The following is a 26,247-nucleotide window of genomic DNA, read 5'->3' on the forward strand; positions in this document are numbered from 1 at the left end:
GCAGGCGGCGAGGGATTGAATCAAAGTTTCGATCATTGAGGCCATGAGGGGCTGCGGTGGCGATGTCCGCGTCACCGGACCCTAAGATGACGGCGCCGCCGGGCAATCGGCCCGGCGTGCACCCAAGACGTTGCTGCGTGAGGCGCGGCAACGGCAGCATTTTCCGGGAACAGCATGGCACTGAAGTTGGGCTTGGTGGGCATCGGCAAGATCGCCCGTGATCAACATATTCCGGCGCTGGCCGCCGATCCGCGCTTCGAACTGGTGGCCACGGCCAGCCGCAACGCGCGCGTGGACGGCGTGGCCGGCTTCGCCAGCGTCGAGGCCATGCTGGCCGAGGTGCCGGAGCTGGACGCGATCTCCATCTGCACGCCGCCGCAGGCGCACTTCGAGGCCGCCGTCGCGGCCTTGCGGGCCGGCAAGCACGTCATGCTGGAGAAGCCCCCCGCGGCGACGACGCGGCAGATCGCACTGCTTCAGTCCGAAGCGGCCCGGCACGGCTGCACGCTGTTCCAGACCTGGCATTCGCGCTTTGCCGCAGGCGTGGACGCCGCGCGCGACTGGCTGCGCGGCCGCACGCTCACCGGCGGCACCATCACCTGGAAGGAAGACGTGCACCACTGGCACCCCGGCCAGCAATGGATCTTCGATGCGGGCGGCCTGGGCGTGTTCGACCCGGGCATCAATGCCCTGTCGGTGCTGACCGAGGTGCTGGAGGAAGAGGCGGTCGTCCACAAGGCCGTGCTGGAGTTCCCCGAAAACCAGCAGGCGCCCATCGCAGCCCAACTGGACCTGCGCACGCCGTCCGGCGTCAGCGTGGCGGCGGCGTTCGACTTCCGGCAGAAGGGTGAGCAGACCTGGAACATCGAGCTCATCACGACAACGGGCCGCCTGCTGCTGTCGCAGGGCGGCGGCGTGCTGGAGATCGACGGTCAGCCCACCACCGCCGACGCAGCGTTGGCGGGCGAGTACCCGCGGCTCTATGCCCGTTTCGCGGAGCTCTGCGCGGCAGGCCGCTCCGAGGTCGACTGGCGCCCCTTCCAACTGGTGGCCGACGCCTTCTTGATCGGGGAGCGACGCACCGTGGCACCCCACCAGGTCTGAACGCGGAGCGCGTCAGCCGAACCTGAAACTGGACGCCGTCACGCCGCCGAGGAACTCGGTCTCGTGGTAGCTGCAGCTCGCGGCGTCGCCCTCGGCCGCGCCGGCCGCCACCATCAACGGCAGCAGATGTTCCTCGCGCGGGTGGGCCAGGCGGGCTGCGGGTGCCTGGGCCCAGGTCTGCAGGCGTTCGGCACGCCCATCAGGCGCGGGCAGGACTGTCTGCAGCCAGGCGTCGAAGGCGGCGGACGGCTCACGTCCAGCGGTGCCGTACAGGCGCAGGTTGTGGAAGCTGAAGCCGCTGCCGAGGATGAGCACGCCCTCATCGCGAAGCGGGCTGAGCGCACGGCCCAACGCCAGATGGTCCGCTGGATCCAGGCCCCGCTTGAGCGACAACTGCACCACCGGGACGTCGGCGTCCGGGTACATGGGGACGAGGGTGCAGAACGCGCCATGGTCGAAGCCGCGCTGGCTGTCCCGTGCGGCGGGCAGTTCCGCGGCCTGGATCAGTGCGACGACGCGCTCCGCCAGCACCGGGTCGCCGGGTGCGGGGTAGACCACCTCGTAGGTGTGCGGCGGGAAACCGCCATAGTCGTAGAGCATGCCCGGCGCGGGCGAGTTCATCACTGTGAAGGCCGATTCTTCCCAGTGCGCCGAAACCATCAGGATGGCCTTGGGCCGTGCCGGCAGCGAGGCTGGCAGGGCCTGCAGCGAGGCTTCCAGCTTGGCGTGGGCGAGGCGGTAGTCGCCCTCCATGAACGGCCAGGGGCCGCCGCCGTGGGAGACGAAAAAGGTGGGCAGGCGAGGGGTTTTCATGCCCCAAAGATTAGGCCCGCTTGCGCGGGCCGTGTTTCAGCCGGCTTGACGTCGGCGTTCGCAAAAAACGAACGTCAGGCGCGACGACGGCGGCCGGCCCAAAGCGCGGCGACACCGGCCAGGCTCAGCAGGGCCAGTTCGGCCGGCTCGGGTACGGTGCCAGGGCCGACGATGGAGGTGTCGTTGGCAAGTTGCCAGCCCAGGATGTCGTGGTTCTCGAAACCTGCGCCCGTCGCGGCCGTGAAGCCGACATGGGCGGTGGTGGTGCCCAGGATGGCGGCGATGTCGATGCTGTAGTCGGTGATCAGCTGGACCAGCGCCATGCCCTGCTGCTGCACGCTGACGTTGAGCTTCTGCGTCGTGCCGTCGTAGTTGATGAAGGCTGACCAGACCTTGCCGTTGCTCATGCAGCCGTCAGCGGTGTGGCTGTTGCCGCCGAAGTCGCAAACAGCGACCCCATAGGGGTTGGCCGTGATCAAGCTGCTCAGCGAGCCGTTGGTGTCCACGCCGACATGGTTGCTGTTGGGGTCAAAGTTGTTCCAGTAGGTGTCGAACTCGATGGCGACGCTGTTGCCGACGCCCTGGTAGCCCATGCCGCCGCCCAGGCCCCCCAGGCCCGTCGTGCCCTCGGCCAGGACGAAGGTGATGCCGTCGGCAGGGGCGATGCCGCCCGTCTGGGTCATCTGGAACTGGAAGCTGGTGCTGAACGTGGCGCCCGCGCCCAGCGCGACGCCCGTGGTGCTGTAGCCCGCGCCGGCCTGGTTGCCGCCGGCGCCGGTGAGCCGCAGTGCGCTGCCGGTGACGGCCGTGTCGCCGACGCAGCTCAGGCCGCTTCCGCAGGCTCCGCTGAAGCCGCTGGCGTAGTCGATGACGATGCCGGCCTGGGCCGGCTGGGAACCGAGCGCTGCGAGCGCCAGGGCAGTGGTGAACAACGTGCGACGGATCATTTCTGCACTCCTCCCGAGGGTTGCAGCGAGCCATGCATATTCAGTGCCAGCGGCGGCTGTACCCAGGGTGCATCGGGAGCCGGGAGCGTTCTGGCGGTGCAACTGTCAAAGTCTCCGACACCCCGGGCGACCGGGCTGGATCGGGCGTCGATAATTCGCGCCCCATGTCCGATCTCCGCCCCACGTCCGCCCCCGACGAGCCCCGCCCGGCCGACGAGTTCTTCCGCGACGGTGCCGCGCCGGCCGATTCGCTGCTGTGGTGGCAGCTGGAGCGCCAGGAGGCGCTGATTGCCGCCCAGCGCGCGCTGTTTGGCGGCGAGGCGGGTTGGGTGCGGCTGCGCGTCTGGGTCTTTCTGGAGCTGATGGCGCTGCCGGCCGCGCGGCTGACGCGCGAAGCGCTGAACCAGGCCTTCCACCAACTGCGCGAGGACGCGCTGGAGACGGTGCTGAAGAGGCTGCGCGAGGCCGACCTGCTGCTGTGGGACGCCTCCAGCCAGACATATGCCATCACGCCGCTGGCGCAGCAGCTCGCCGGCATGCTGCAACCCCTCACCGCCGAGGACACCGGCGAGGACGCCGACCTGGCGGCGCTGCTGGCCGGCGTGGCCGGCGCCCATCAACTTGGCCTGCTGCAGCCGCAGCAGTTGCGCCATCTGCAAGCCCAGCTGCAGCGTCTGCGCGAGGAGTTCGCGGATGCGATGGCCAGCGGCAGCGAGTTCCAGCTGCGCCGTGCCCGCACGCGCTTCGAGCGCGCGCTGGCGCTGGTGGACCGGGCCGGCGAGGCGCTCAAGGCCATCATCGAACAGGCCCAGGGCGATGGCCGGCTGGAGCGGCTGGCGCGCGAGCTGGGCAGTGCCCAGGCCGGGCTGCTGGTCATGGCCAGCCAGTTCAACCGTGCACTGCAGCAGGCCGATCGCCAACGCGTCACGCTGGGCTCGACCGGCGTGACGACGACCGACGTGCGCCAATGGCTGCAACGCGTGCCGGAGCTGCATGCGCTGCTGGGCGACGCACTCTCGACCGGCGTGCAGCCCGTCATGGTGGCCGCGCAGGAGCTGGTGGACGGCGCCGAGGCCGAGTTCGAGCGCGACCGGCCGGCCAAGGCCGAATCCGCCGGCCTGCCCGAGGCCCGCCCCGCGCCGGATGGCCGGCTGGAGGTGCTGAGCTTGCCGCCCGAACTGGATGCGCTGCAGGCGCTGCTGAACGGCTGGACGGCCGATGGTCAGGGCACCCAGCCCGTCGGCCCCGCCGTGCTGGGCGGCAGCTATGCGTCTGCCGCCTACCGCGCGCAATTGCTGCCGCTGCTGGGCGACGTCCAGGCCCGGCATCTGAAGGGCGCCACCGGCGACATGGCGCGCCAGCCCTGGCGGGTGCGCTGGAGCGCCGAGCAGGGCCAGATCGATGACGAGTTCGTCGCGTGGATGAGCCGCGGCGAACTGCACACGCTTTCCGAACCGGATACCGAATGAGTTCCAACCTGGACGACGCCGCGAGCCTCGCGGCCCAATTGCTGGCGCGGCGCTGGCTGCCGCGCAACCACCCGCTGATGAAACGGGCGCTGATCGACGCCGAGCTGTGGGCCGAACTTGGCCGGCGCCTCGAGGGCGTGGGCCTGCGCGTGGTCGACAACGTCTACGCGGACCAGGTGGCGGTCGCACTGCTGCGCCCGGCCGAGAGCGCCGTCTTCGGCGAGGTGGGCCTGAACGCCAACAACAACCTGGAGCTGCCACGCGATGGCGTGTCGCTGCTGGTGGTGCTGTGGAGTCTCATCGTGCTGCCCAAGCGCCAGCGCCAGATCAGCCGCACCGACGCCGCCGGCGACGACCAGGGCGAGATGTTCGCCAAGGACAAGCCGGTGCCGGCTGCCGCCAGCGTGTCGCCCTCCCTGAGCTACCGCAGCCTGTTGGCCGATTTCGGCGACCAGCTCGGCAAGAAGCTGCGCATCGACGCCAACCTCAAGCTGCTGGAGCGCCACGGCTTCATCCAGCGGCGCGGGGAGGACATCGCCGAGGGGCCGCTGCTGGACCTGCTGCTGGATTACGACCAGCTCGCGCCGCGCATCCTCGACGGGGCGCTGGCCGACGTGCTGGCCCGCGCCACCGACCCGCTGGCCGCGCCCGCCCTGGCCGAAATCCAGGCCGCCCGCCAGGAACCAGAAGAGCCGAGCGAAGACTGATGTTCCACCTGCAAACCCTTGAACTGCTGCACTGGGACTATTGCCAGCGCGTGAGCCTGCCGCTGGACGGCGCCATCATCACCATTGCCGGTCCCAACGGCTCCGGCAAGACGACGCTGCTGGACGCACTGCGCACGCTGCTGGGCCTGGAGTGCTCGGGCGGCCGCACCTTCCGCACCTATGCCCGCCATGCCAACGCCGAGACGGCCTGGCTGCGTGCGCTGGTCGACAACCGTCCGCGCGGCCGGCAGAACAGCAGTCGGCCGTTCGCTTCGTCGCTGCTGTATGGCGACCAGGTGACGCTGGCCTGCCGCATCGAGCGCCAGGGCGGCGACTGGACGCGCCGCTACGTGATGCTGGACGGCGTGCACGAGATCGAGCAGTTGGCCGAGAAGAGCGAGCGCGACTGGCTGGGCATCGAGGCCTGGCGCCGCCGCCTGGAGGCCGCTGGACTCACGCGCGCTATCGGCAAGGTGCTGGCGCTCGAGCAGGGCCAGACCGACAAGCTCTGCGACCTCAACCCGCGCGAGCTGCTTCGCCTTGTCTTCGAGGTCTTCGGCGACCAGGAGGTGCTGGACCGCTACGAGCAGGCGCGCTCGCACCAGCAGCAACTGGCCAAAGAAGTGGAGGTGGCCGAAGGTGAGTTGTCGCGCACCCAGGCGCAACTCAGCGAACTGGCCAACCGCGTGACCAGTCACCGCCAGTGGCAGCTCAAGATCGAGGAGCGCGAGCGCCTGGCCACCGAGGTGCTGCCTGTCATGCAGTGGAGCGAGTCCCGCGAAAGGCTGGCGCGCGATGGCCGCGATCTGCATCGCGCCCGCCTGTTCGCCAGTGCCGATGCACGCTCGCTGTCCACCAAGCGCGCCCGACTGCACGAGCTGTTCGCCGAGCACGAGGCCACCAAGGCCCGCCTCGTCGAGCTGGACACCCAGCGCCGCGATGCCCGCGCCGCCTTCGACATGGCCCGCGAGGCCGAGAAGCCGGTGGAGCTGACCGTCAAGCGCGAGGACGAGCTCAAGGCGCTGGCCGATGTGGAGGCTGACGCTGCCGCACTGGCCGCGCGCACCCAGACGCTGGCCGCCGACAAGGACCGGTTGCGCGGCGAATACACCCGCGCCGACGACAAGCTCAAGCATGTGCAGGGCCTGATCGGCGAGCTCAAGGACAAGCGCCTCCCGCCGCCCCCGCCCGAGGTGGCACCGCTGCGCCGCGCGCTTGATGAGGCCGGCATCGGCCACCACGTCGTCGCCGACAGCATCGATATCGCCGACGAGCAGTGGCGTGCTGCCGCCGAGGGCGTGCTGCGCGGCTCGCGCTGGGTCGTGGTGCTGAAGCAGCGCAGTGACGAGGCGCGGGCCTTTGCCATCGCAGCGCGGCTGAAGTATCGACACTACGTCGTGTCCGATGCGGCACCGGTCGGCCAGGCCCGGTCCGGTTCGCTGCTGGCAGTGCTTAAGGTCAGCGCGGCGCTGCCCACCTGGCTGGCGCGCCAGCTCGACGGCATCCGCTGCGTGGCCAGCACCGAGGAGGGGGCGGGCGTGGGTGGCGAGTGGATCACCCCCGATGCCTACTACCGCGATGGCCGCGGCGGACGCAGCGTCTTCATCTCGCCGGCCGACCACCAGTTCGGCGCGAATGCGGTGGCCGCGCGGCGCCAGTCGCTGGAGGCCGAGCTGGTGCGGCTTGACGCCGAGCTGACCCGCGTCGTCAAGGCTCAGGGCGAGGTGGACCGACAGCTGAAGGATGCGCAGCGTGCCGCCCAGGGCCACAAGGCCGCGCAGGAGTTGTCCGAGCGTGCGGACGAGTTCGCCGAGGCACGCGCCCGCCTGCCGGCGCTGAGGCAGGCCCGCGCCGAGGCATCCACGCGCATGCAGGGTCTGGAGGCCGAGCACGACCGGCTCGTCAAGGCCTCGGCGCGCAGCGAGGACGGCTACAACCGCGCCCAGCAGGAGCTGGCCGACGGTGAAGCCCGCCAGGCCCAGACCGCGCGCGACCATGCCGCGCGCCGCGCGGCGCTCGTCCAGGCCGCCGCCGCATCGCGCGAGGCCGGCGCCAAGTTCCCGCCGCGCTGGATCACGTCCATCGCCCTTACGGCGTTGCGCAATGAATTCGAGAACGCTCGCCAGGCCGAGATCCGCTCGCACCACGTCGACCAGGAACTCGCCAGCGGCGTGTGGGAGACCGACGCGAGCGTCGTCGACCGCCATACCCGCATGGACCTGCAGGTGCGCGAGCAGGCCCACCAGCTGTCCGACCGCAAGGCCAGCAATGCGTTGGCGGCCACGGCCGCCAGCAACGCCCGCGAGCGTTACATCGACGTGCTCAAGGCCACCGTGCGGCGCTACAAGAAAAACGTCGCCGAGCTGGGCGAACTGGCCGGCGTCGTCGCCGAGGCGCAATTGCCCCATCTGGACAACGACGACACCGTGCTGGCCCAGGCCGGCCTGCACGTGAAGTTCAACTTCGACGGCAAGGGCGAGGTGGGCTTGAACGACGGTGAGGCTTCGGGCGGCCAGCAGGTGCTGAAGAGCCTGATCCTGCTGGTAGGGCTGATGAAGGACGACGAGACGCCTGGCGGCTTCGTCTTCATCGACGAGCCCTTCGCCCATCTGGACGTTCGCAACATCCAGCTCGTCGGCCACTTCCTGCGCAGCACGCGCGCGCAGTACCTGCTGACGACGCCGATCACGCACAACGTCGAGGTCTTCGAGCCCAGCGAGATCACGCTGGTGACGAGCAAGAAACCGCGCGGCGAACGCTGGGCGCCGCCGATCGCGGTGCTGGCGCGCAGGCCGGAGGTCAGTGAGTACGCCTGATGGACTGGCGCCGGCGCTCAGGGGATCGCTCCAGGCAGGAGCTGGAAGCTGTTGCGCCCAGTTGGCCGGGCGCCCTGCCGCGCCTGGACGTTGACGAGTGTTCGCTGCTGCTTGAATGGCTGCGGGGCAGTGCCGGGACGCGCAAGTGGCAGAACCTGCTCGAAACCGCGGGGCCCGGGCGCATCGAGCTGGCGCACCGCCTGTCCGATCTGGCGCTGAAGACAGGTCTTTGCACGCGCAAGGAACGCTTTGAGCAAGGGCGCTGGCGCCCGGTCGAGCTCTGCTGGGTGCAACTCGAAGCCCAGCAGGCGGCGCTTGGATTGCCGACGCGCAGTGACCGTGACGCCCGCCGCGCGGCGCTGCTGCAGCGGCTGGATGCACTGATGGCCGACGACCTTGTCGGCGAGGCTGCGCAAGCGCTCGCCGAGTCGCGCATGGCCATCGCGGCCGTCGAGGCTCGGGTGGCACTCTTGGAGGCTCTGCTCGCCTGGGTCGGAGATTGCGGCGTCGGCTTGCGCCGTGACTTTGCCCTGCAGATCGGGCATACCAAGGCGGTCGGCGATGGCGAGTGGCAATGGCTGGAGCGCTATTTCGATCTGCCTGCGCTGGGCATCGGCGCCTTTGCGCCGCAGGTGACATTGGCGGGCAACCTCAGCCTTCAGTGGTCGAGCAGCCTGCGGGTGGACCTGGGTGTTGCGCCGTTCATCACGTTGCCAGTGGCGTCGCTGGTCGCGCTGGAGCGCGTCACGCCGCCGGTGCGCTGGTGGCTGATCGAAGGTCGCGCCAGCTTCGAGAAGCAGGCTGCGCGACTTGAGCCTGGTGTTGCGCTGGTCTGGATCGCCGGCCGGCCGACGCGGGCCTGGGCCGAGGCGATGGGGCGGCTGCTTCGGCTGGCGCCGGCGCCCGTCTCCATCAGTGCGGACGCCGATCCGGCGGGCATCGAGATTGCGCTGGCGGCGGCGGAGCCCTGTGCCGCCACCGGCCTGCCCTGGGCGGTGACGGCGATGGAGCCGCATCGGCTGGATCGCCAGGGCTTGCAGCCCTTGGGGCGGTATGACCGGCAGGTGCTGGCGCGGCTTGCCAACCGTGCGCTGCCGCCTGAACTTGTTGCGCTGCGCGATGCCTTGTCCGAACGCGGCGTGAAAGCCGAACAGGAGGCCTGGCTGTGACAGACGATTGGGACCGCGCCTCGCCGTTCACCCTCGCGTTGTCGCCCAGGCCGGACGACATCGACGGCCTGGGCCACACCAACAATGCCGTCTATGTGCAGTGGTGCGAGCAGGCCGGCTGGGCGCATTCCGCGGCGCTGGGGCTGAGCCTTGCCGACTACCGCCGCCTGGACCGCGCGATGGCGATCCGTGAAGGGCACTACGACTACCTGCTGCCGTCGTTCGAGGGCGAGGCGCTGGTGCTGGGCACCTGGCTGACTGCCAGCGACGGCAAGCTGACGATGGAGCGGCGCTTCCAGCTGCGCCGTGCCAGCGACGGCGTCACGCTGGTGCGTGGACGCTGGGCGCTGGTCTGCATCGAGATCAGCAGCGGCAAGCCGCGGCGCATGCCGGCGGAGTTCCTGACGGTCTACGAGGCCGCGGTGGTGCGCTGAGCCGAGTTGCCGACCCGACCGGTCACGGGTAGCGCTGCACGCTGGACAGCGGGCCGAATTCGAGCATCCTGCGCCTGGCATCCCATTGCAGCGGGCGCCAGCAGGCCTGCATCGCGCTGCGCGGCGTGTCCTCGGTGACCTTCTGCCCGCATAGGGCGCCGCCGACGGCCAGCCAAAGGTTGCGCTGCTGCGCGCGCAGCCCCACGGCGCCATGCTCGAAGACAGGCTTTGCACCGCCCTGTGCCGTGCTGAGGAAGACCTGCACCGACCCGCCTCCCGTGCCCCCGAACAAGGACTCCGCGCCTTCGCATTCGAAGGCCCCGGTGTAGATCACGTGATCGTCCCTGCCGTCGCCGTCCACGTCGACGGCGCTGATGAGGCCGGGCGAGGCCCCTGGCTTGCCGCCAGCGGCCCGGCAGTCTGCGCTCAGGGCGCTGACGACGGCGCGAACCGGTGCGGGCGGCGCGGCGAGTGCGCTCGACACGGCGAGGGTGAGCCAGGTAGCGAGGGCGACGACGGGGCGCATGACCCTGACTCTAGAACGTTCTGCTTCGTGGGCCTGGTGTATATATGTTTCGTATATAAATCGTATATAGTGGCGGTATGGGAATCGTCAAAATCTCCGAACCGCTGCACGAAAGCCTGCGAGTGGCCAGCCAGGCCTTGTCGCGCTCCATCAACGCCCAGGCCGAGCACTGGATGCGAATCGGCATGCTGGCTGAACTGCATCCGCAGTTGAGCCACAGCGAGATCTGCCAGTTGCTGATCCGCGCCGAGCAGGAGGGTGGCCTGGACCTGGCGCGTCTGGCGGGCTGGGCTCAGGCCCCCAAGGCCAAGACGGGCACGCGGGAAGGTCGTGCATGAAGAGCCTCAAGCTGCGTACGCCCGCCGAGGTGGCGAAGGCCCGCGAGGCCGGGCATCTGATCGCCGAGGTGCTTGCGATGCTGAAGCCGCACGTGCAGCCGGGCGTGACGACCGAGGAACTGGACGATTTCTGCCATGACTACATCGTCAATACGCTGAAGTGCACCCCGTCCAACGTGGGCTATCACGGCTTCCCGAAGACAGCGTGCATCTCGCCCAACCATGTCGTCTGCCATGGCATCCCGTCAAAGGACAAGCGGCTCAAGAAGGGCGACATCGTCAACGTGGACGTCACGCTGACCAAGGACGGCTGGTTTGGCGACAGCAGCCGCATGTTCATCGTCGGCGAGACCAACGTGCTGGCGCGTCGGCTGGTGATGACGACCTACGAGGCCCTGCGCGCCGGCATCCGCCAGGTGCGTCCGGGGGCGACGCTGGGTGACGTGGGTCACGCCATCCAGAAGGTGGCCCAGGCGGCCGGCTTCAGCGTGGTGCGTGAGTACGGCGGCCACGGCATCGGCGACGTCTATCACGACGATCCTCACGTCAACCATTTCGGTCGACCGGGCGAAGGACTGAAGTTGCAGGAAGGCATGATCTTCACGATCGAGCCCATGCTCAACGCCGGCACGGCCGCCATCCGCGAGCTGAACGACGGCTGGACCGTCGTCACGCGTGACCGGTCGCTGTCGGCCCAGTGGGAGCACATGGTGACCGTGACGGCCAACGGCTTCGAGATCCTGACGCCGTGGCCGGACGGGCTGGGCGAGTACCCGGCGATCGAGGACGCCTAGGGCGCGTCAATCCACTGCGTCAACGCCAGCATGTCGGGGCGGGCCGGCAGTCCCAGCAGTTCCTGCGACGGATCCCAGCGCGGCATCTGGAACAGGTAGCTGTAGTGGTCGTGCCAAGCCAGGCCGATCAGCGTCTCGGCGACGATGCGGCTGCCCACGTCGCCGAGGTGGCGGCCATGATTCATGACCTCCGCCTCCTTCAGGATGTAGTACCACAGCGGGGCGGCGCCACTTAGCCAGCGCTGGCTGCGGTCCTTCGCGAAGAAGTCGGCGCCTTCGGCCCAGGGCTGGATCTCCTCGCCCTTGCTGCAGACGGTCCAGAGCTGTTCGTCGTTCAGGATGCGGTCGTGTTCCACGCCCATCATGCGCGCGACGCCCTGGCCGGACGGCAGGCCCATGCTGACCCCGCGCTGCAGGTTGCGAAAGGCCAGTGAGCGGAAGGGCGTGGGTTCGGTGGCGAACTCCGGCAGGTCCAGCAGCGGGTCGACCAGGGAGGCATCGATGCGGTAGCTGGGCTGCGGGATCTGCTGGCTGCCCGGGGCGTGCGTGTTGGGCGTGCCGAAGAAGAAGTGCCAGTCGATGCCCCAGGCCGCGGGAAGGGCTTCGCCAAAGCCTGCCATGGAGTCCGTCGCCTGGCGCGGCAGGGGTTGGCCCGTCTGCGGATTGCGCGAGGGGAACGGAAAGATGGGGATGCGGGCGAAGGGCGTTCCGTTGAAGTGGCTGGTGCCGCTAAGGACGTTGTCGTTGAGCGAGTAGCTCGGGCGCACCATGGAGTGGCCGAAACGGTAGGCCGCGACGGAGAATTCCACCGGGATGTAGGCCGTGCCGCCATGCGGTTGGTAGAACTGCAATCGGGGGGTGCGCTCGCCGGGAAGCGGCATCAGCGATTCGACGATGCGGGGATCGCAGACGCGGGGCAGGAAATCGTTGAGCACGATCCACTGGTAGCACCAGCGCACGATGCGCTGCGTCTCGTTGAAATGGGCGTCTCCCTCACCCGGCTTGAAGCCGGGGGCGAGCTTGTCATAGACCTTGTTGTGGAACCTCAGGAACAGTGCCTGGATCTGCGCCACGATCTTGTTCTCGTCGTTGCGCTTGTCGCCGATCAGCGCCGTCCTGTCGCCGGTGCGTTGCAGATCGGGTCGGTGCATGCCCTGTACTCCGACGTCGGGTCCGAGGATGAACTTGCCGCGTGAAGGCTTTTCGTACAGATACGGCTGATCGGACGGACCGCGCCCGTACAGGCAGTCGAGGTCCAGCCGCGGCGTGCGGAAGTCTTCCAGCGCGTCCGGGTCGTTCATGCGCTGCAGCGACGAGGCGGGGTCGAACGTGACGTCGTGGTCGATGAACTGGCCGAGATAGGTGTAGCCGGCCGGGATGTCGGGACTCTCGTCATCCGGCTCTCTTTCCGTGATGGGCGCGTCGGGCGACTTGCCGTCCTTGACGTTGTTCTGGAACTCGGAGGTCACCATCAGCCCGGCCAGCTCGGCGAGCGTGTCGCGCAGCTCCTGCTCCTGCATCGGGTTCAGCGGTGCTGCGGCCGGCTCCAGCCAGCGGAACAGCCGGCCGAACTTCGCCGTGCCGGCACTGGACTGTCCGGTGCTTTCAAGGCCGCGCAGCGGCCGCGATCCATGTCCTGCCATTGCGTTTCTCCCGCATGCGTTGCGCATCGCAACGCCCGCAATGTGCGCGGGGCGCATGCCGATCGCATCCCAACTGTTATGGAGGTCGACAGCTGTCGGTCAGGCTTGGCGCGGCGCGGTGCCCTCGGCCAGCAGGCGGGCCTTGGCATCGGCATGGGCCGTCGCGATGAGCGTCGCCAGTGCCGCTGCGTCGGTGGCGACGTCGGGCCAGAGCTTGACGTGGCGCATGAACCTGCCGGTGCCCTGCAGCAGGCGCGCCGGGTCCGGAAGCTCGGCGCCGCAGAAGAAGCCGACGTTGACGTGGGCCTTGAAGGCGTTGACGTAGGCGAAGGCCGCATCGCCCACGCAGGCGGTAGGCATGCCGTCGTGCAGCAGCTCCCGCACGTCGCTGCCACTGCGGCGCAATGCCGTGAACCACTGCCCGGCGATGGCGCCCAGCGTGTCGGCGTGGTTGTCCAGCCATGCCTGCACGGCCGGATCCCGCGGGACCGCCGTGGGGAAGCGCATCAGCGGACGCATCGCCGCCGCCTCAGTTGCGAGCGTGCGTGACGCGGTAGCCGGCCAGGCCGGGCAGCTCGGGCAGACGGCTGGCAAAGCGGGAAAGCGTCTCGCCGCGGTAGTTTCGCCGCGCGGTGCAGACGAAGCGCCACTCCTGGCAATCGTTCGTGCATTCGATGCTGACGGAGCCCGGCGCGAAGTCGTAGCCCAGCGCCCCCGTGAAGGCGACCAGCTCGGCCTGCTCGAAGCTGCGTCCCGGCTGGCCCTGCAGCTGCACGGCGATGGCCGGATGGGAGGGCAGGGCGGCTTCGAGCTTGGCGCCCCACATCATCAGCGAGGCGCACAGCAGCGTCAGCGCGATGGCCGCGAAATAGAAGCCCATGCCCACCAGGATGCCGATGGCCGAGGCGGCCCAGAGCGAGGCTGCCGTCGTCAGGCCGGAGATGTTCATGCCCTCTCGCATGATGACGCCGGCGCACAGGAAGCCGATACCGGTGACGACGCCCTGGATGACGCGTGTCGGGTCCATCAGGGGCGGAACCACGGCCGCCCCGGTGCCGCCGAACCACTGATGCGGCAGGCCCAGCAGCACGATGACGGCGGTGGAGGCCATGCAAACGAGGGCGTAGGTACGCATGCCGGCCGCGCGGCCGTGGAAGGCGCGCTCGTAGCCCAGCATGAGGCCCAGCAATCCGGCGCCGACGAGGTGCATCAGCACCAGCAGATTGGCCTGCCATTGCGGCAGGGTCCAGTAACGCAGCAACTGCTCGGTTTCGATCATGGAAGAGATGGCAGACGAGGCCGTGCCGGCCCCGCGCGCACGCTAACCCAGTTCCCTGCGGGGCGCCAGCGTGGCCCCGGGCATGGCTTCCTAGGCGAGCGCGGCCATCCGCTCCACGAGCACGCAGCGCACCCATTTGCGGGCGGTGATCTGCGCCGTCTGCGCCATCAGGAACTCCTCGGCCTGGGAGTTGGGCGTCTCGAACTCGAAGCCGCAGAGTTGCACGATACGGCTCAGAGGCCTGCTCCAGACCCGGCGCACGTCGGCGCTGAACAGCGGCACACCCTCATCCTCGCCCAGCAGCTGCCGCATCTCGTAGTGCTGGGCATCCAGCGCCGGCTCGGCCGCCGCCAGGATCTGCAGGCCGGCCTCGCTGAGATTGACCACGACACCGCCGCGCGCCTCCGACAGGTCTTCGGGCTTGATGACCCACACCGGCAACTGCTCATGCTCGTCGGGGACGAGGAAGAACTCGACGCGGGGGAAGCGGCGCTGGTCAATCGACATGGTGTGCTCTGGATGCGTTTACGGACTGGATCAAAGCATCCTCGAATGACAGGCGCTTGTCAGCAGCCGCACCGTCCCCGGAATTGACTTCGGTCAAACCGCCAGCAGTTCGACCTCGAACAGCAGGGTCGCGTTCGGCGGGATCACGCCGCCGGCGCCGTGCGCACCGTAGCCCAGCTCGGGCGGGAGCACCAGCATGCGTGTGCCGCCCACCTTCATGCCCTGCACGCCCTCGTCCCAGCCGGCGATGACCTCGCCGCCACCGAGCTTGAACTTAAAAGGCTGGCCGCGGTCCTTGCTGGAGTCGAACTTCTTGCCCTTCATGCCATCCTTGTAGAGCCAGCCGGTGTAGTGCACCGACACGCGCTGGCCCTTGGCGGCTTCGGCGCCTTCGCCGACGCTACGGTCCTCGTACTGCAGTCCGCTGGACGTCGTGTGCAGGTTCAGCTCCACCGGTTCGGGGCCGCCGGCCAGGCCCAGCAGTTCGACCTCGAAGCACAGCGTGGCGTTGGGCGGAATCACGCCGCCGGCGCCACGCGCGCCATAGCCGAGCTGCGCCGGGATGATCAGAGTGCGCTTGCCACCGATCTTCATGCCCTGCACGCCTTCGTCCCAGCCACGGATGACCATGCCGGCGCCGAGCTCGAACTCGAAGGGGTCGCGTCGGTCGAGACTGGAGTCGAACTTCGTCGTGCGGGCGCCGTCGACCCAGAGCCAGCCGGTGTAGTGGACGGTGACGTCGTGGCCGGCCGCTGCCTGCTTGCCGTCGCCTTCGACGCTGTCTTCGTACTGCAGGCCGCTGGGCGTGGTGTTCATGGGAAATCCTTCAGATGGGTGAATGCCGGCATTGTCGCCGCTCGCCATTGCGGCACCGCTTCGGCCAGCGGTTCGCAGGTGTGCAGATGCAAGCCCAGGTGGGCCGCGGCCTCGCGCAGACGGGCTGGCGGATCGCCCAGGTCCAGCGCCGCCGCGCCGTTCTGCTTGGACAGCTTGTGCCCGTCCGCCGCCAGCACCAGCGGCGTGTGCAGATAGCGCGGCGTGGGCAGGCCCAGGCACCGCTGAAGCGCGATCTGGCGCGGCGTGTTGTCGGCCAGGTCCTCGCCGCGCACGACGTCGGTGATGCCCGCCTCCGCGTCGTCGATGACGACGGCCAACTGGTAGGCCCAGAGGCCGTCGGCACGCTTGAGCACGAAGTCGCCGACCTCGGCCTCAAGGTCCTGCGACTGCGGGCCGAGGCGGCGGTCCTCCCAGTCCACGCGCCCGTGGACGCGCAGGCGCCAGGCACGCACCGGGCGGCCGTGGGTGCCCTGGCGGCAGGTGCCCGGGTAGACCAGTTCGCCATGCTTGGCGCGCGGGCCGATCGCGGCAGCGATCTCCGCGCGCGTGCAGGCGCAGCCGTACGCGTGGCCCGAGGCGATCAGACGGTCCAGCCCGGCCTGGTAGCGGTCGCCGCGGCGGGATTGCCAGAGGGGCGGCTCGTCGGGCAGCAACCCCAGCGCGGCAAGCTGGCCGAGGATGAGCGTGTCCATACCCGGCGGGCAGCGCGGGCCGTCGACGTCCTCGATGCGCACCAGCCACTGGCCGCCGTGTGCGCGCGCGTCCAGCCAACTGGCCAGCGCGGCGACCAGCGAGCCGGCGTGCAGCGGCCCGGTCGGCGAGGGCGCGAAGCGACCCCGATAGGTGCTCACAGCAGCAGGCCTTCGTGCTGTTCCAGCAGGGCCCGCTGCGTGGCGGGGCCGCGCAGTTTGTCGATCCACCAGGCCAGCGCCTTGCCGGGGGTCTGGCCGGTGTCGCGCCACGCATAGTGCATCAGGCTGGCGCGGCGGCCCTCGTAAGTGGCTTTGCGCACCAGGCGGCCGGCCTCGATGTGGCGCCTCACCATGGGCAGGGGGAGCGAGCCACAGCCCAGGCCGCGCATCATGGCCTCCAGCTTGGTGGCCAGCGACGGCACGGTCAGCACGTCCTGGCCCGGCAGCAGGCCGACGGTGAGGGGGGCGAGCAGCCGCGCGCTGTCGGCGACCGCAATGATGCGGTGTTCGGCGATCTGGCTGGCACTCAAGGGCTCGGCCAGGGCGGCCAGCGGGTGGTGGGGCGCGATGCAGAAGGCGAACTCCAGCTCTCCGCCCACCTCGCAATGGATGTTGCTGCTGGGCAGTTGCTGCGCCGGCACGCCGATGGCCACGTCGGCCTGTCCATGCAGCAGGGCCTCCCAGGTGCCGGCCAGCACCTCCACGCGCAGCTTGAGCCGGGTGGGCGGCGGGCCGCCGCCGTCGATGCTCTCGGCGTAGAAGGCTTCCATCAGATCGAAGAGGGCCCGACGGGCGACGGCATCGTCCACGGCTAGTGTCAGCTCGCTCTCCCAGCCGGTGGCGATGCGACGCACGCGGTTGGCGACGGCGTCCAGCTCTTGCAGCAGACGCCGGCCTTCGTGCAGCAGCTCCTGGCCGGCCGAGGTCAGCACGGCCTGGCGGGAGCTTCGGTCGAAGAGCAGCACGTCCAGCGCGTCCTCCAGCTGGCGCACGGAATAGGTCAGCGCCGAGGGCACGCGACCCATCTCGCGCGCGGCGGCGGCAAAGCTGCCGGTGCGGGCGATGGTGTCCATCATGGACAGGGCCTCGGGGGTCAGTGCGCGGCGCTTGTCGTGGGAGGTTGGCATGCGTTCAGTCTATTTGAATGATGCCTAGCAGGCGGCTCATCGATGGCCGGGTCCATGGCTCCTACATTGACTTCATTGCAACCGCCAAGGAGACCGAACATGCTGCAACTGATCAAGTCCGCCGACCGTGGCTATGCCGACCATGGCTGGCTGAAGTCCTTCCACAGCTTCTCCTTCGCCGACTACTACGACCCGGCCCGCATGGGTTTCGGCGCGTTGCGTGTCATCAACGAGGACAAGATCGCCCCGGGCACCGGCTTCGGCACCCACGGCCATCGCGACATGGAGATCATCAGCTACGTGCTCTCGGGCGAGCTGGCGCACAAGGACAGCATGGGCAACGGCGAGAAGGGCGCCGCCAACTCTGGCGTGATCCGTCCCGGCGACGTGCAGCGCATGAGCGCTGGCACCGGCGTCATGCACAGCGAGTTCAACCATGCCAAGGACCAGACGACGCATTTCCTGCAGATCTGGATCCAGCCGGATGCGCGCGGCATCGCGCCGAGCTACGAGCAGAAGCACTTCGACGCCGCTTCCAAGCGCGGCCAGCTGCGCCTTGTGGCGGCCAACGATGGTGCTGGCGGCGCCGTGACCATCCATGCCGATGCACGACTGTATGCCGGCCTGTTCGATGGCAGCGAATCCGCCGAGATCGATCTGGCGCCGGGCCGCATCGCCTATGTGCACCTGGTGCGCGGTTCGCTTACCGCAAATGGGCAAGACCTGACGGCAGGTGATGCCTTGCAGCTTCGCGAAACATCGCGCCTCGCCTTGACGGCCGGCAAGGACGCCGAAGTTCTGGTCTTTGACCTGGCCGCCTGAAGTCCCTCAGCCCTCACTCCAAGGAAACACCCATGAGCAAGATCGTCGTTCTCTACCATTCCGGCTACGGCCACACCAAGAAGGTCGCAGAGGCCGTCGCCGGCGCGGCCGGCGCGCAGCTGATGCCCATCGACGCCGAGGGCAACATCTCCGAAGCCGACTGGGCCGCGCTGGCCGAGGCCGACGCGATCATCTTCGGTACGCCCACCTACATGGGCGGCGTGAGCTGGCAGTTCAAGAAGGTGGCCGACGCCAGCAGCAAGCCCTGGTACGCCCAGCTGTGGAAGGACAAGATCGCCGCCGGTTTCACCAACTCGGCCACCCTCAACGGTGACAAGCAGGGCAGCATGCAGTACCTGCACACGCTGAGCCAGCAGCACGGCATGATCTGGGTGGGCATGGGTTCGAAGGCACCCAACCACAAGGCCGCCACGCGCGATGACATCAACAACCTCGGCGGTTACGCCGGCCTCATCACCCAGACGCCCAGCGACGCCTCGACCGAGGAAATGGTGCCCGGCGATATTGCCACGGCCAAGTACTTCGGCGAGCGCGTGAAGGTGGTCGTGGACCGCTGGGTGAAGTCCGCCTAAGCCAAGCCGAGATCGCGAGCGCTGGCCCCGGGGAAGACCGTGGCCAGTTGCGCGTCGTTCAGGCCGTACATGCGGCGCATCAGACCACCAAACACCGCGCGGTACTCGTTGAGCACCGGATAGTCGCGGTTCTGGAACATCGTGGCGGCCTTGACTTCCACCTGCTCGCCGGCGATGCGCCCCCCCTTCACGCCGCCGCCCAGCACCCAGTAGGCACTGCCGTGCCCGTGGTCGGTGCCCCGGTTGCCGTTCTCGCGGAACGTGCGGCCGAACTCGCTGACCACCACCACCACGGTGTTGTTCCACTGCGGCCCCATCTCGTCGGCGAACAGCGCGAGGCCTTTGCCAAGCTCGCCGAGCCGGTTGGCGAGCTGGCCCGTGGCGCCGCCCTGTCCGACGTGGGTGTCCCACCCACCGACGTCGATGAAGCCCAGCATCACGCGCTCACGCATCAGCCGCGCAACGCGACGGGCCTCCAGCGCAAATCCCTTGGCCGCGATGGCGCCGCGGCTGGCAGCCTCCATCTCTCCGGCCATCTCGCGCGAGACCTCGTCGCGCACCTCGAAGCCACCGCGAACCACCCCGGCCAGACGGGTGTGCGCATACATGTCGGCGATGACCTGGGCCTGAGCCGCGCTGATGGCCGGTTTGCCGAGGTCGCGCAAGGCCTGGTTGGCCACTGGCAAGTCGCCGCGCAGGATCAGCGGCACCTGATCGGTGAAGGCCATGGCCTCCAGCCGGGAGCTGGTGACCCCGCCGGCGCCCAGCACGCCGGCCAGGCGGTTCATGAAGCCGCTGCGGAAGTCTCGAGCGCCCTCGTCGGGCTGGCCTAGCTCGATGTGGTCCTGGGTCTCGAAATGGCTGCGCGAAACGTCATTGGTGCCGGCGAAGGGCACGAAAGCCGCCTGGTTCTTCAGCCACAGCGGGTGGATGGTGTCGGCCAATGCAGGCGCCAAGCCCCAGTTCGTGTCCAGCGGCAGGGCCGCGGTCTTGGCGATGGCGATGTTGGGCCGGGCCTCGTAGTAGAAGCTCGACGCGGTCGGCACCAGCAGATTGGCCGCGTCGTAGGCACCGCGCAGGAAGACCACCAGCAGGCGCGGCGCGTCCGACGAGGCGGCCCAGAGCTGCGGGGGCAGTGCGGCACCGAGGCCGAGTTGGAGCAGATGGCGGCGTTTCATGGCATCACCGGTGCATGAAGTCGGGGGAGGCGAGCAGGTAGGTGTTCCATTCCTGCGGGGAGGTGGCCTGGGCCAGGGCCTGCTGGGTGGCGGACGCCAGGCGCGGTGCGATGCCGTCGTAGTACAGCGGGTGGGCGATCTGCGGGAAGGCCGGCCTGTCCTTGGCCTCGCCCTCCGCCTTGAACAGGCCCGCACTGCCGCTGCCGATGGCGCGCGCGATCTCGAAGCGCGTAGTCATCTGGCCGGGCCCGGCCCAGGCGCTCTCGTCCAATGGGTAGCCGTCCGGCGTCTGGCGGTTGTAGGGGGCCTGGCCGAGGCGGTAGAGCCAGCCGATCATGGGGCCGGTGTTCAGCACGACTTTGTCGGCATAGGCCAGGCGAACGGCCGAGACGACGTAGTGCGTCGGGTCCTTGAACTTGCGGCCGAGGGAAGCCTCGAACTCGGGCGAGCCCACCATGGCGCGCAACACCTCGGCGATGCGTCCATCGCTTTGTTGCCAGCGCTCGGCCATGCGCTCCACCAGCGCCGGCGGCGGCTCATCCGCAACGAAGTACTGGGCCAGCTTGCGGGACACGAAGCGCGCCGTGCTCGGGTGGCGGGCCAGCAGATCCAGCACCTGGTCCAGCTCGGCGTAGCCCTGGCCCTTGACGGTGATGCCCAGGAGCGTCTTGTCGCCGAAGTCGTGCCGCGCGGGATTGAACTCCATCAGGCCGGCCCGGCGGTACAGGGCTTCCTGGGCTGGCTTGAGCTTGGGCTTGTTGTCGGTCAGATTCACGCCCAGGCCGGTCAGCACACGGGCCAGTTCCTGCACGTCGCGCTGGCCGTAGCCACCACCCACGCCCAGCGTATGCAGCTCGAGCAGCTCGCGTGCGTAGTTTTCATTGATTCGGTTCGCGGCGTTCTGCTCGTTGTCGAGATAGCGCAGCATGGCCGGGTGGTGCGCCGTGTAGCCCAGCAGCTCGCGGAAGGTCCCGAGCGAGCGTTCGCGCAGGCCCTGCTCGTAGTCGCCCACCATGACGCGCAGGTTGTTCTTGTACTGGTGGACGTTGAAGTGGTTGAACCAGAACCAGGTCATCTGCTCCTGAAGCTGGTTGGGCGAGTACAGCGCGTTCAGCAGTTGGCGTGCCGAAGCCTCGCGGGCCAGTCGGGTCATGGCCTGCTGGTAGCCCTTTTGCGCCTCGGCCTTGGCCATGTCGTCGGTCAGCGCGTCAGCGGCCTTGCGCTGGGCCTCCATGGCCTGCACCAGCGGCAGCAGTTCCTGCCGTGTGACCGAGAGGCCCTGGATCTGGGCCTGTGCGGCCGAAGGCAATGCCGCGGGGGCCGGGGGCTGGAGCTGGGCGTCCAGCCAGGCCTCGCGACCCTTGCTGCGCAGGGCGGCGAGGTCGGCGCTGCTGGCGCCCCAAGTGAGACGGTCCAGCCAGAGCGCGTCTTGGGCTGGACCGTGGGCAGGCGGTGGCACGCTGGCGCAACCCGCCAGGCCGAGGAAGAGAGCGGTGCTGAGCGCGAGGTTTCTCATGGCGGCCTCATGATGAGGCCGCTCAACGCCGGTTGTCGAGGCCGGGATGACCAGCGCAACAAGACTTCACATCCTGTGGGCGCCGGCCAACTGTGGCGTTACTTCGCGCCGGGCGTGTAGATCTGGTCGAACACGCCACCATCGTCGAAATGGGTCTTCTGCGCCAGGCGCCAGCCGCCGAAGGCTTCATCGATGGTGAAGAGCTTCACGTTGGCGAACTGCTTGGTGTACTTGGCCGCCACCTTGGGATCGCGCGGGCGGTAGAAGTTGCGCGCGGCGATCTCCTGGCCTTCGGGGCTGTACAGGTAATCGAGGTAGGCCTGGGCCTGCTTGCGCGTGCCGCGCTTGTCCACGACCTTGTCGACGATGGCCACCGGCGGCTCGGCCAGGATGGAGATGGACGGGGTGACGATCTCGAACTTGTCCTTGCCGAGTTCCTTCACGGCCAGGTAGGCCTCGTTCTCCCAGGCGATCAGCACGTCGCCGATGCCGCGCTCGACGAAGGTCGTCGTCGCGCCGCGGGCGCCGGAGTCCAGCACCTTGGTGTTGCCGTAGATGCGCTTGACGAAGGCCTTGGCGGAGTCAGTTGTGCCCCCCGGCTGCTTGAGCGCGAAGGCCCAGGCTGCCAGGTAGTTCCAGCGCGCGCCGCCGCTGGTCTTGGGATTGGGGGTGATGACTTCCACGCCGGAACGCGCCAGGTCCGGCCAGTTGTTGATGTGCTTGGGGTTGCCCTTGCGCACCAGGAAGACGATGGTGGAGGTGTAGGGCGTGGAGTTGTTTGGCAGCTTCTTCTGCCAGTCCAGCCCCAGCAGGTTGCGGTCGGCCAGGGCGTCGATGTCATAGGCCAGGGCCAGCGTCACGACGTCGGCTTCCAGGCCGTCGATGACCGAGCGGGCCTGCTTGCCGGAACCACCGTGCGATGCCTTGATGGTGACGGTCTCGCCGGACTTCGCCTTCCAGTTGGCGGCGAAGGCCTTGTTGAAGTCCTGGTACAGCTCGCGCGTCGGATCGTAGGAGACGTTGAGCAACGAGGTCTGGGCCAGCGCGGGGAAGGAGGCGCCGACGGCAACGGCGAGGGATAGGGAAGTGAGGAGGCGGCGCATGGTTTTCGAGTTGGGGAGGGAGCGGTTCACTCTAGGGAGGAGGGAGGTGGGGGGCAAAGAACAAGACCGTCCGAGCTCATGCGGCCTTCGACCAAGCCAGCACGGGCTCGGCCGGGGGCACCTCGTGACGGGCCGCGTCGACGACCTCGCGCTTGAGCGGCGAGGCGAAGGTCTGGATGAACTCGTAGACGTAGTCGCGCAGGTAGGCGCTGCGCCGCACGGCCAGGCGCGTCATGTTGTCGGCGAACAGATGGCGGGCATCGATGGCGCGCAGATGGCGGTCGCGCTCTTCGTCGAAGGCGATCGCCGCGACGATGCCCACGCCCAGGCCCAGCTCCACATAGGTCTTGATGACGTCCGCATCCATCGCGCTGAGCACGATGTGGGGCGTGAGCTGGGCGGCGGCGAAGGCGTCGTCGATATGGGAGCGGCCGGTGTAGCCAGGCTCGTAGGTGACGATGGGAAACTGGGCCACGCGGGCCAGCGTCAGCGGGCCATCCAGCAGCGGGTGGCCGGGCGGCACGACCACCGAGTGCGTCCAGCGGTAGCAGGGCAGGGCGACCAGTTCCGGGTACTGCGCCAGCGCTTCGGTGGCGATGCCCACGTCGGCCTCGCCGTCCAGCAGCAGGCGGGCGATCTGGCGTGGCGAGCCTTGCTGCAGATGCAGGCTGACGTCGGGATGATGGGCGCGGAAGTCGCGGACGGCCGGTGGCAGAGCGTAGCGCGCCTGACTGTGGGTGGCAGCGATGCGCAACCGGCCGCTGCCGGCGCTGGCGAAGTCGCCGGCTGCGCGCTTGAGGTTCTCGGCCTCCAGCAGCAGGCGCTCGACGACGGGCAGAACATGCTCACCGGGCTCGGTCAGCCCGGTGAGCCGCTTGCCGACGCGCACGAACAGCTCGATGCCGAGTTCCTCCTCGAGTTCGCGAATCTGGCGGCTGACGCCAGGCTGCGACGTATGCAGGGCCTGGGCCACCTCTGTGAGATTGAAGCCGCGGCGCTGGGCCTCGCGGACGGACCGGAGCTGCTGGAAGTTCATGCGCTGCGATTCTGGGAACGATGGCCCTTTCTGTCGTCGAACGATTCGCGATATCGATATTCGGTTCTTGAGGGGTGGGCCCACTAAAGTCGGCACTTCTACATATAAGGACGCCTGCCGTGACGCACCCGACCGACATCCCCTCCCAGGCCTGGCCGCTGTTCGACCGCTACGTGCACGGCGAGCTGAGCCGGCGCGGCTTCCTGGAACAGGCGGCCACCTTCAGCGGCGGACCCGCGGCCGCCGCGGCGCTGCTGGCCGCCCTGTGTCCCGATTTCGCGGCGGCTCAGCAGGTCAAACCCGACGATGTGCGCCTGGCCACGCGGCGGCAGGCCTTCGAGTCCCCCTTGGGCAACGGACAGGTGCAGGGTTATCTGGCCAAGCCAGCCGGAGCCGCCGGCAAGCTGCCGGCCGTGCTGGTCGTGCACGAGAACCGCGGCCTCAATCCCCACATCGAGGACATCGCCCGCCGCGTCGCGCTGGCCGGCTACGTGGCTTACGCGCCCGACGCGCTGACACCGCTGGGCGGCTACCCTGGCAACGAGGACGAGGCGCGTGCCCTGTTCGCCAAACTGGATCCGGCCAAGGCGCGCGCCGACATCGTGGCCGCAGCGCGCGGCCTGCTGGCGCTGCAGGACGCCAACGGCAAGCTGGGCGTCGTGGGCTTTTGCTGGGGGGGCAGCCTGGCAAATCATGTGGCCACGCAGTTGCCGGATCTGGCCGTGGCCGTGCCCTTCTACGGCGGTGTGCCGGCGGTGGAGGACGTGCCGCGCATCAAGGCGCGGCTGCTGCTTCACTACGCCGCCAACGACGAACGCACCAATGCCGCCTGGCCCGCCTACGAGGCCGCGCTGAAGGCGGCTGGCGTGCGCTACGAGAGGTTCAGTTACCCCGGCACCCAGCATGGCTTCAACAACGACACGACGCCGCGCTACGACCCTGCGGCGGCGCAGCTGGCATGGGAACGCACGTTGGCCGTGTTCAGAGCAACGCTGAGCTAGACAGCACCCGTCCGAAACGCACGGGTGCATCGGGCTGTCATTGCACAGCTCGGTCATCCTCCACGGGTGTCGCGCTTGCGGCTTCTAGACGGCGAAGGCCCACTCTCGGAACTCGGCGTGGCTCGGCCGCTGCTCGGCGGCAGCGCGCGAGCGGGCAGCCTCGATCCAGCTCTTGGCCAGCGGCAGCGGGCCGAATCCCGCCTCGGCGTTGATGTGGCCGACCGGGCCGAGATTGCTGTAGCTCGAACCCCAGCGGTGGGCCCAGCGCGCGGCGCTGGCGGCGCTCATCCACGGGTCGGTGCTGCTGGCGATCAGCCGGGAGCGGCGCGGCAGGCGCTGGTGGGGCAGGGCTTCGGCGATGCCGAACTTGTCCGGCTCGGCCGGCGCCACGAACAGGGCTTCGCGGATGGGCGAGCCGGGCGTGTCCGCCAGATGCCGGGCCAGGGCCAGGCAGCCGAAGCTGTGCGCGACGGCCAGCCATTCGCCGCCGCCCGCCACCTCCAGCGTGCGCTGGATTCGCTCGGCCCAGCGCTCCAGTTCGGGGCGGCTGGGGTCGCGCTGCGTGACGCGGCGGGCGTCGCGGTACTGGCCTTGCAGCCAGGTCTGCCAGTGCGCCGGACCGCTGTCGTGCAGCCCGGGGATGATGAGGACGCGCGGCGCCTTGTAGGCCATGGCTCAGAGCGTCGCGATCGACACTTCCGTGGACTTGACCAGGGCGACGACCTCGCGGCCGACCTCCAGGCCGAGGTCCTTGACCGATCGCGTCGTGATGACCGAGGTGACGACGTCACCATGGCGCGTGACCACGTCGACCTCCGACACGACCGGGCCTTCGATGATTTCCTTGATGGTGCCGCGGAACTGGTTGCGGACGTTGATGGCGGTGATGCTCATGGGCTCTCCTGTCTGGGAGAGGCCAGTGTGCTCGGCAGCACCGCGTGGCGGAACGAAGCGATTCGCAGCAGCGCATGCGCGTGCCGCATATCGGCCCGCGGTGTCCGGCGTCTCCCGGACCGGCCAGCATGCCGCGAGGCAGGGCCGGGCGGCGGACCTCAGCCCAACGATCCCAGCACCGCGATCTCGCGCTGCTCCGGCACTTCGTTGTAGGACAGCACGGCCAGCCCTGGCGCAAACAGCCGCGCGTAGCGGGCCAGCAGCGGACGGATCTGCGGCATCACCAGCAACACCGGCGATGCGCCCTGGGCCTTGAGTTGGTCGCGCGCACCCGGCATGTGCAGCTGCAGCTGGGCCAGCAGCTGCGGGTCGACGGGGTAGCTGTCCAGCGGCACCTTGGCGTTGCCCTGGCGGGCCTGGTTCAGCGCGGCCAGCAGCAGGTTCTCCAGCTCGCTGCCGAGGTTGAAGACGCGCAACGTGCCGGTGGGGCCACCCAACTGGCCCACCAACTGGCGGCGCAGCGTGCAGCGCACCTCGGCGGCCAATAGGATGGGATCCTTGGTGGTCTCGGCATGCTCCACCAGCGTGCTCGCGATGGGCACGATGTCCTTGATGGAGACGCCCTCGGCCAGCAGCAAACGCAGGATCTTCAGCAGCTGAGCATGGCTGTAGGCCTTGTCCAGCGCGGCAGCCAGCTTGGGCGCCTGGGCCGCCAGTCGCTCCTGCAGGGCCGTGATGTCGTCGAAACGCAGCAGCTCGGGCAATTGCTCGCGCACGACCTTGGAGAGGTGGGTAGCGATGGTGCTGGCGACGTCCACCACCTGGTAGCCGAGGCCCAGCGCATGGGCCTTGTCCTGGGCTTCGATCCAGGTGACGGGCAGGCCGTAGGCAGGGTCGGTGCC

The 26,247-nt window shown here is 68.9% G+C and carries 28 protein-coding genes and 1 pseudogene; 11 read left to right on the top strand and 18 right to left on the bottom strand.

The genetic code is table 11. From position 1 onward, the window contains the following. Positions 1-174: 174 nt before the first annotated feature. On the top strand, positions 175-1,104 hold the full coding sequence (locus VGF12_RS07600) for a Gfo/Idh/MocA family oxidoreductase (protein ID WP_331175434.1): 930 nt from the start codon (positions 175-177) through the stop codon (positions 1,102-1,104). Between the two features lie 12 nt (positions 1,105-1,116). Here the strand turns inward: VGF12_RS07600 and VGF12_RS07605 are convergent, their stop codons facing one another. Next, positions 1,117-1,917, bottom strand: coding sequence for a class III extradiol ring-cleavage dioxygenase (locus VGF12_RS07605; protein WP_331175435.1), 801 nt, complete (start codon positions 1,915-1,917; stop codon positions 1,117-1,119). A gap of 74 nt (positions 1,918-1,991) precedes the next feature. Then, a complete protein-coding gene (locus VGF12_RS07610) occupies positions 1,992-2,864 on the bottom strand; it encodes a lectin-like domain-containing protein (RefSeq protein ID WP_331175436.1) in 873 nt (290 codons plus the stop codon). 164 nt (positions 2,865-3,028) lie between these two features. Between VGF12_RS07610 and VGF12_RS07615 the strand changes: the two genes are divergently transcribed. The 5 genes from VGF12_RS07615 to VGF12_RS07635 are packed head-to-tail and all read left to right on the top strand — an operon-like array spanning position 3,029 to position 9,459. Further along, positions 3,029-4,333 (top strand): hypothetical protein, encoded by a 1,305-nt coding sequence (locus VGF12_RS07615; RefSeq protein WP_331175437.1) that lies wholly within the window; start codon positions 3,029-3,031, stop codon positions 4,331-4,333. Continuing rightward, positions 4,330-5,040 carry a hypothetical protein gene (locus VGF12_RS07620; RefSeq protein ID WP_331175438.1) on the top strand — a complete coding sequence of 237 codons (711 nt, stop codon included), beginning with the start codon at positions 4,330-4,332 and terminating at the stop codon, positions 5,038-5,040. Before VGF12_RS07615 ends, VGF12_RS07620 begins: the two co-directional genes overlap by 4 nt. Next, entirely contained in the window at positions 5,040-7,856 is a 2,817-nt protein-coding gene (locus VGF12_RS07625; RefSeq protein ID WP_331175439.1) for an ATP-binding protein, read from the top strand. Before VGF12_RS07620 ends, VGF12_RS07625 begins: the two co-directional genes overlap by 1 nt. Beyond that, complete coding sequence (locus VGF12_RS07630; protein ID WP_331175440.1) at positions 7,856-9,025, top strand: hypothetical protein; 1,170 nt, start codon at positions 7,856-7,858, stop codon at positions 9,023-9,025. The genes VGF12_RS07625 and VGF12_RS07630 overlap by 1 nt, the downstream gene beginning before the upstream one ends. Next, positions 9,022-9,459 carry a thioesterase family protein gene (locus tag VGF12_RS07635; protein ID WP_331175441.1) on the top strand — a complete coding sequence of 146 codons (438 nt, stop codon included), beginning with the start codon at positions 9,022-9,024 and terminating at the stop codon, positions 9,457-9,459. The genes VGF12_RS07630 and VGF12_RS07635 overlap by 4 nt, the downstream gene beginning before the upstream one ends. A gap of 22 nt (positions 9,460-9,481) precedes the next feature. Here VGF12_RS07635 and VGF12_RS07640 read toward each other — a convergent pair whose 3' ends face one another. Further along, positions 9,482-9,985: a hypothetical protein gene (locus VGF12_RS07640; protein ID WP_331175442.1), complete on the bottom strand. Its 504-nt coding sequence runs from the start codon at positions 9,983-9,985 to the stop codon at positions 9,482-9,484. Positions 9,986-10,062: 77 nt separating this feature from the next. Here VGF12_RS07640 and VGF12_RS07645 point away from each other — a divergent pair, with 77 nt between their 5' ends. Both VGF12_RS07645 and map read left to right on the top strand, forming a co-directional pair. Beyond that, positions 10,063-10,323, top strand: coding sequence for a ParD-like family protein (locus tag VGF12_RS07645; RefSeq protein ID WP_331175443.1), 261 nt, complete (start codon positions 10,063-10,065; stop codon positions 10,321-10,323). After that, positions 10,320-11,117 (top strand): type I methionyl aminopeptidase, encoded by a 798-nt coding sequence (map, locus tag VGF12_RS07650; RefSeq protein ID WP_331175444.1) that lies wholly within the window; start codon positions 10,320-10,322, stop codon positions 11,115-11,117. The genes VGF12_RS07645 and map overlap by 4 nt, the downstream gene beginning before the upstream one ends. On the opposite strand, the gene VGF12_RS07655 is transcribed toward map, so the two are convergent. The 8 genes and pseudogenes from VGF12_RS07655 to VGF12_RS07690 form a co-directional block, all read right to left on the bottom strand. After that, positions 11,114-12,760 (bottom strand): heme peroxidase family protein, encoded by a 1,647-nt coding sequence (locus VGF12_RS07655; RefSeq protein ID WP_331175445.1) that lies wholly within the window; start codon positions 12,758-12,760, stop codon positions 11,114-11,116. The genes map and VGF12_RS07655 overlap by 4 nt on opposite strands. Before the next feature lie 99 nt (positions 12,761-12,859). After that, the gene (locus tag VGF12_RS07660; protein ID WP_331175446.1) at positions 12,860-13,279 is read right to left on the bottom strand and encodes a DUF1801 domain-containing protein; all 420 of its coding nucleotides are present in this window, start codon (positions 13,277-13,279) and stop codon (positions 12,860-12,862) included. A 10-nt stretch (positions 13,280-13,289) separates the two neighbouring features. Next, the gene (locus VGF12_RS07665) at positions 13,290-14,039 is read right to left on the bottom strand and encodes an MgtC/SapB family protein (RefSeq protein ID WP_331175447.1); all 750 of its coding nucleotides are present in this window, start codon (positions 14,037-14,039) and stop codon (positions 13,290-13,292) included. Between the two features lie 90 nt (positions 14,040-14,129). After that, positions 14,130-14,546 carry a PilZ domain-containing protein gene (locus VGF12_RS07670; RefSeq protein WP_331175448.1) on the bottom strand — a complete coding sequence of 139 codons (417 nt, stop codon included), beginning with the start codon at positions 14,544-14,546 and terminating at the stop codon, positions 14,130-14,132. Between the two features lie 93 nt (positions 14,547-14,639). Next, complete coding sequence (locus VGF12_RS07675) at positions 14,640-14,987, bottom strand: FKBP-type peptidyl-prolyl cis-trans isomerase (RefSeq protein ID WP_414710038.1); 348 nt, start codon at positions 14,985-14,987, stop codon at positions 14,640-14,642. Positions 14,988-15,017: 30 nt separating this feature from the next. Then, positions 15,018-15,362 (bottom strand): annotated as a pseudogene (locus VGF12_RS07680) (FKBP-type peptidyl-prolyl cis-trans isomerase); the annotation flags it as partial. Beyond that, positions 15,359-16,234 carry a tRNA glutamyl-Q(34) synthetase GluQRS gene (gene gluQRS, locus VGF12_RS07685; protein WP_331175449.1) on the bottom strand — a complete coding sequence of 292 codons (876 nt, stop codon included), beginning with the start codon at positions 16,232-16,234 and terminating at the stop codon, positions 15,359-15,361. The gene gluQRS and the pseudogene VGF12_RS07680, both read right to left, overlap by 4 nt. Further along, positions 16,231-17,202, bottom strand: coding sequence for a LysR family transcriptional regulator (locus VGF12_RS07690; protein WP_331175450.1), 972 nt, complete (start codon positions 17,200-17,202; stop codon positions 16,231-16,233). The genes gluQRS and VGF12_RS07690 overlap by 4 nt, the downstream gene beginning before the upstream one ends. Positions 17,203-17,301: 99 nt before the next feature. Here VGF12_RS07690 and VGF12_RS07695 point away from each other — a divergent pair, with 99 nt between their 5' ends. Both VGF12_RS07695 and VGF12_RS07700 read left to right on the top strand, forming a co-directional pair. After that, complete coding sequence (locus VGF12_RS07695; RefSeq protein WP_331175451.1) at positions 17,302-18,024, top strand: pirin family protein; 723 nt, start codon at positions 17,302-17,304, stop codon at positions 18,022-18,024. 32 nt (positions 18,025-18,056) lie between these two features. Next, a complete protein-coding gene (locus VGF12_RS07700) occupies positions 18,057-18,617 on the top strand; it encodes a flavodoxin family protein (RefSeq protein ID WP_331175452.1) in 561 nt (186 codons plus the stop codon). Here the strand turns inward: VGF12_RS07700 and VGF12_RS07705 are convergent. The 4 genes from VGF12_RS07705 to VGF12_RS07720 all read right to left on the bottom strand — a co-directional run bounded on the left by VGF12_RS07705 (position 18,614) and on the right by VGF12_RS07720 (position 23,450). After that, positions 18,614-19,795 carry a DUF1501 domain-containing protein gene (locus VGF12_RS07705; RefSeq protein WP_331175453.1) on the bottom strand — a complete coding sequence of 394 codons (1,182 nt, stop codon included), beginning with the start codon at positions 19,793-19,795 and terminating at the stop codon, positions 18,614-18,616. The two genes, VGF12_RS07700 and VGF12_RS07705, sit on opposite strands and share 4 nt — an antisense overlap. A gap of 4 nt (positions 19,796-19,799) precedes the next feature. Further along, positions 19,800-21,311 carry a DUF1800 domain-containing protein gene (locus VGF12_RS07710; protein ID WP_331175454.1) on the bottom strand — a complete coding sequence of 504 codons (1,512 nt, stop codon included), beginning with the start codon at positions 21,309-21,311 and terminating at the stop codon, positions 19,800-19,802. A gap of 98 nt (positions 21,312-21,409) precedes the next feature. After that, on the bottom strand, positions 21,410-22,414 hold the full coding sequence (locus tag VGF12_RS07715) for a sulfate ABC transporter substrate-binding protein (protein WP_331175455.1): 1,005 nt from the start codon (positions 22,412-22,414) through the stop codon (positions 21,410-21,412). A gap of 76 nt (positions 22,415-22,490) precedes the next feature. Further along, a complete protein-coding gene (locus VGF12_RS07720) occupies positions 22,491-23,450 on the bottom strand; it encodes a CysB family HTH-type transcriptional regulator (protein ID WP_331175456.1) in 960 nt (319 codons plus the stop codon). Between the two features lie 119 nt (positions 23,451-23,569). Between VGF12_RS07720 and VGF12_RS07725 the strand changes: the two genes are divergently transcribed. Then, positions 23,570-24,451 (top strand): dienelactone hydrolase family protein, encoded by an 882-nt coding sequence (locus VGF12_RS07725; RefSeq protein WP_331175457.1) that lies wholly within the window; start codon positions 23,570-23,572, stop codon positions 24,449-24,451. A gap of 84 nt (positions 24,452-24,535) precedes the next feature. Here VGF12_RS07725 and VGF12_RS07730 read toward each other — a convergent pair whose 3' ends face one another. From VGF12_RS07730 to VGF12_RS07740, 3 genes are all read right to left on the bottom strand, one after another. After that, entirely contained in the window at positions 24,536-25,123 is a 588-nt protein-coding gene (locus VGF12_RS07730; protein WP_331175458.1) for an RBBP9/YdeN family alpha/beta hydrolase, read from the bottom strand. A 3-nt stretch (positions 25,124-25,126) separates the two neighbouring features. Further along, positions 25,127-25,345 carry a TOBE domain-containing protein gene (locus tag VGF12_RS07735; RefSeq protein WP_293503888.1) on the bottom strand — a complete coding sequence of 73 codons (219 nt, stop codon included), beginning with the start codon at positions 25,343-25,345 and terminating at the stop codon, positions 25,127-25,129. Between the two features lie 158 nt (positions 25,346-25,503). After that, positions 25,504-26,247 (bottom strand): FHIPEP family type III secretion protein (locus VGF12_RS07740; protein ID WP_331175459.1); only part of this gene is annotated, 744 nt, incomplete at its 5' end.

The organism is Roseateles sp. (genome assembly GCF_036404855.1).
Taxonomy (GTDB): Bacteria; Pseudomonadota; Gammaproteobacteria; order Burkholderiales; family Burkholderiaceae_C; genus Pelomonas.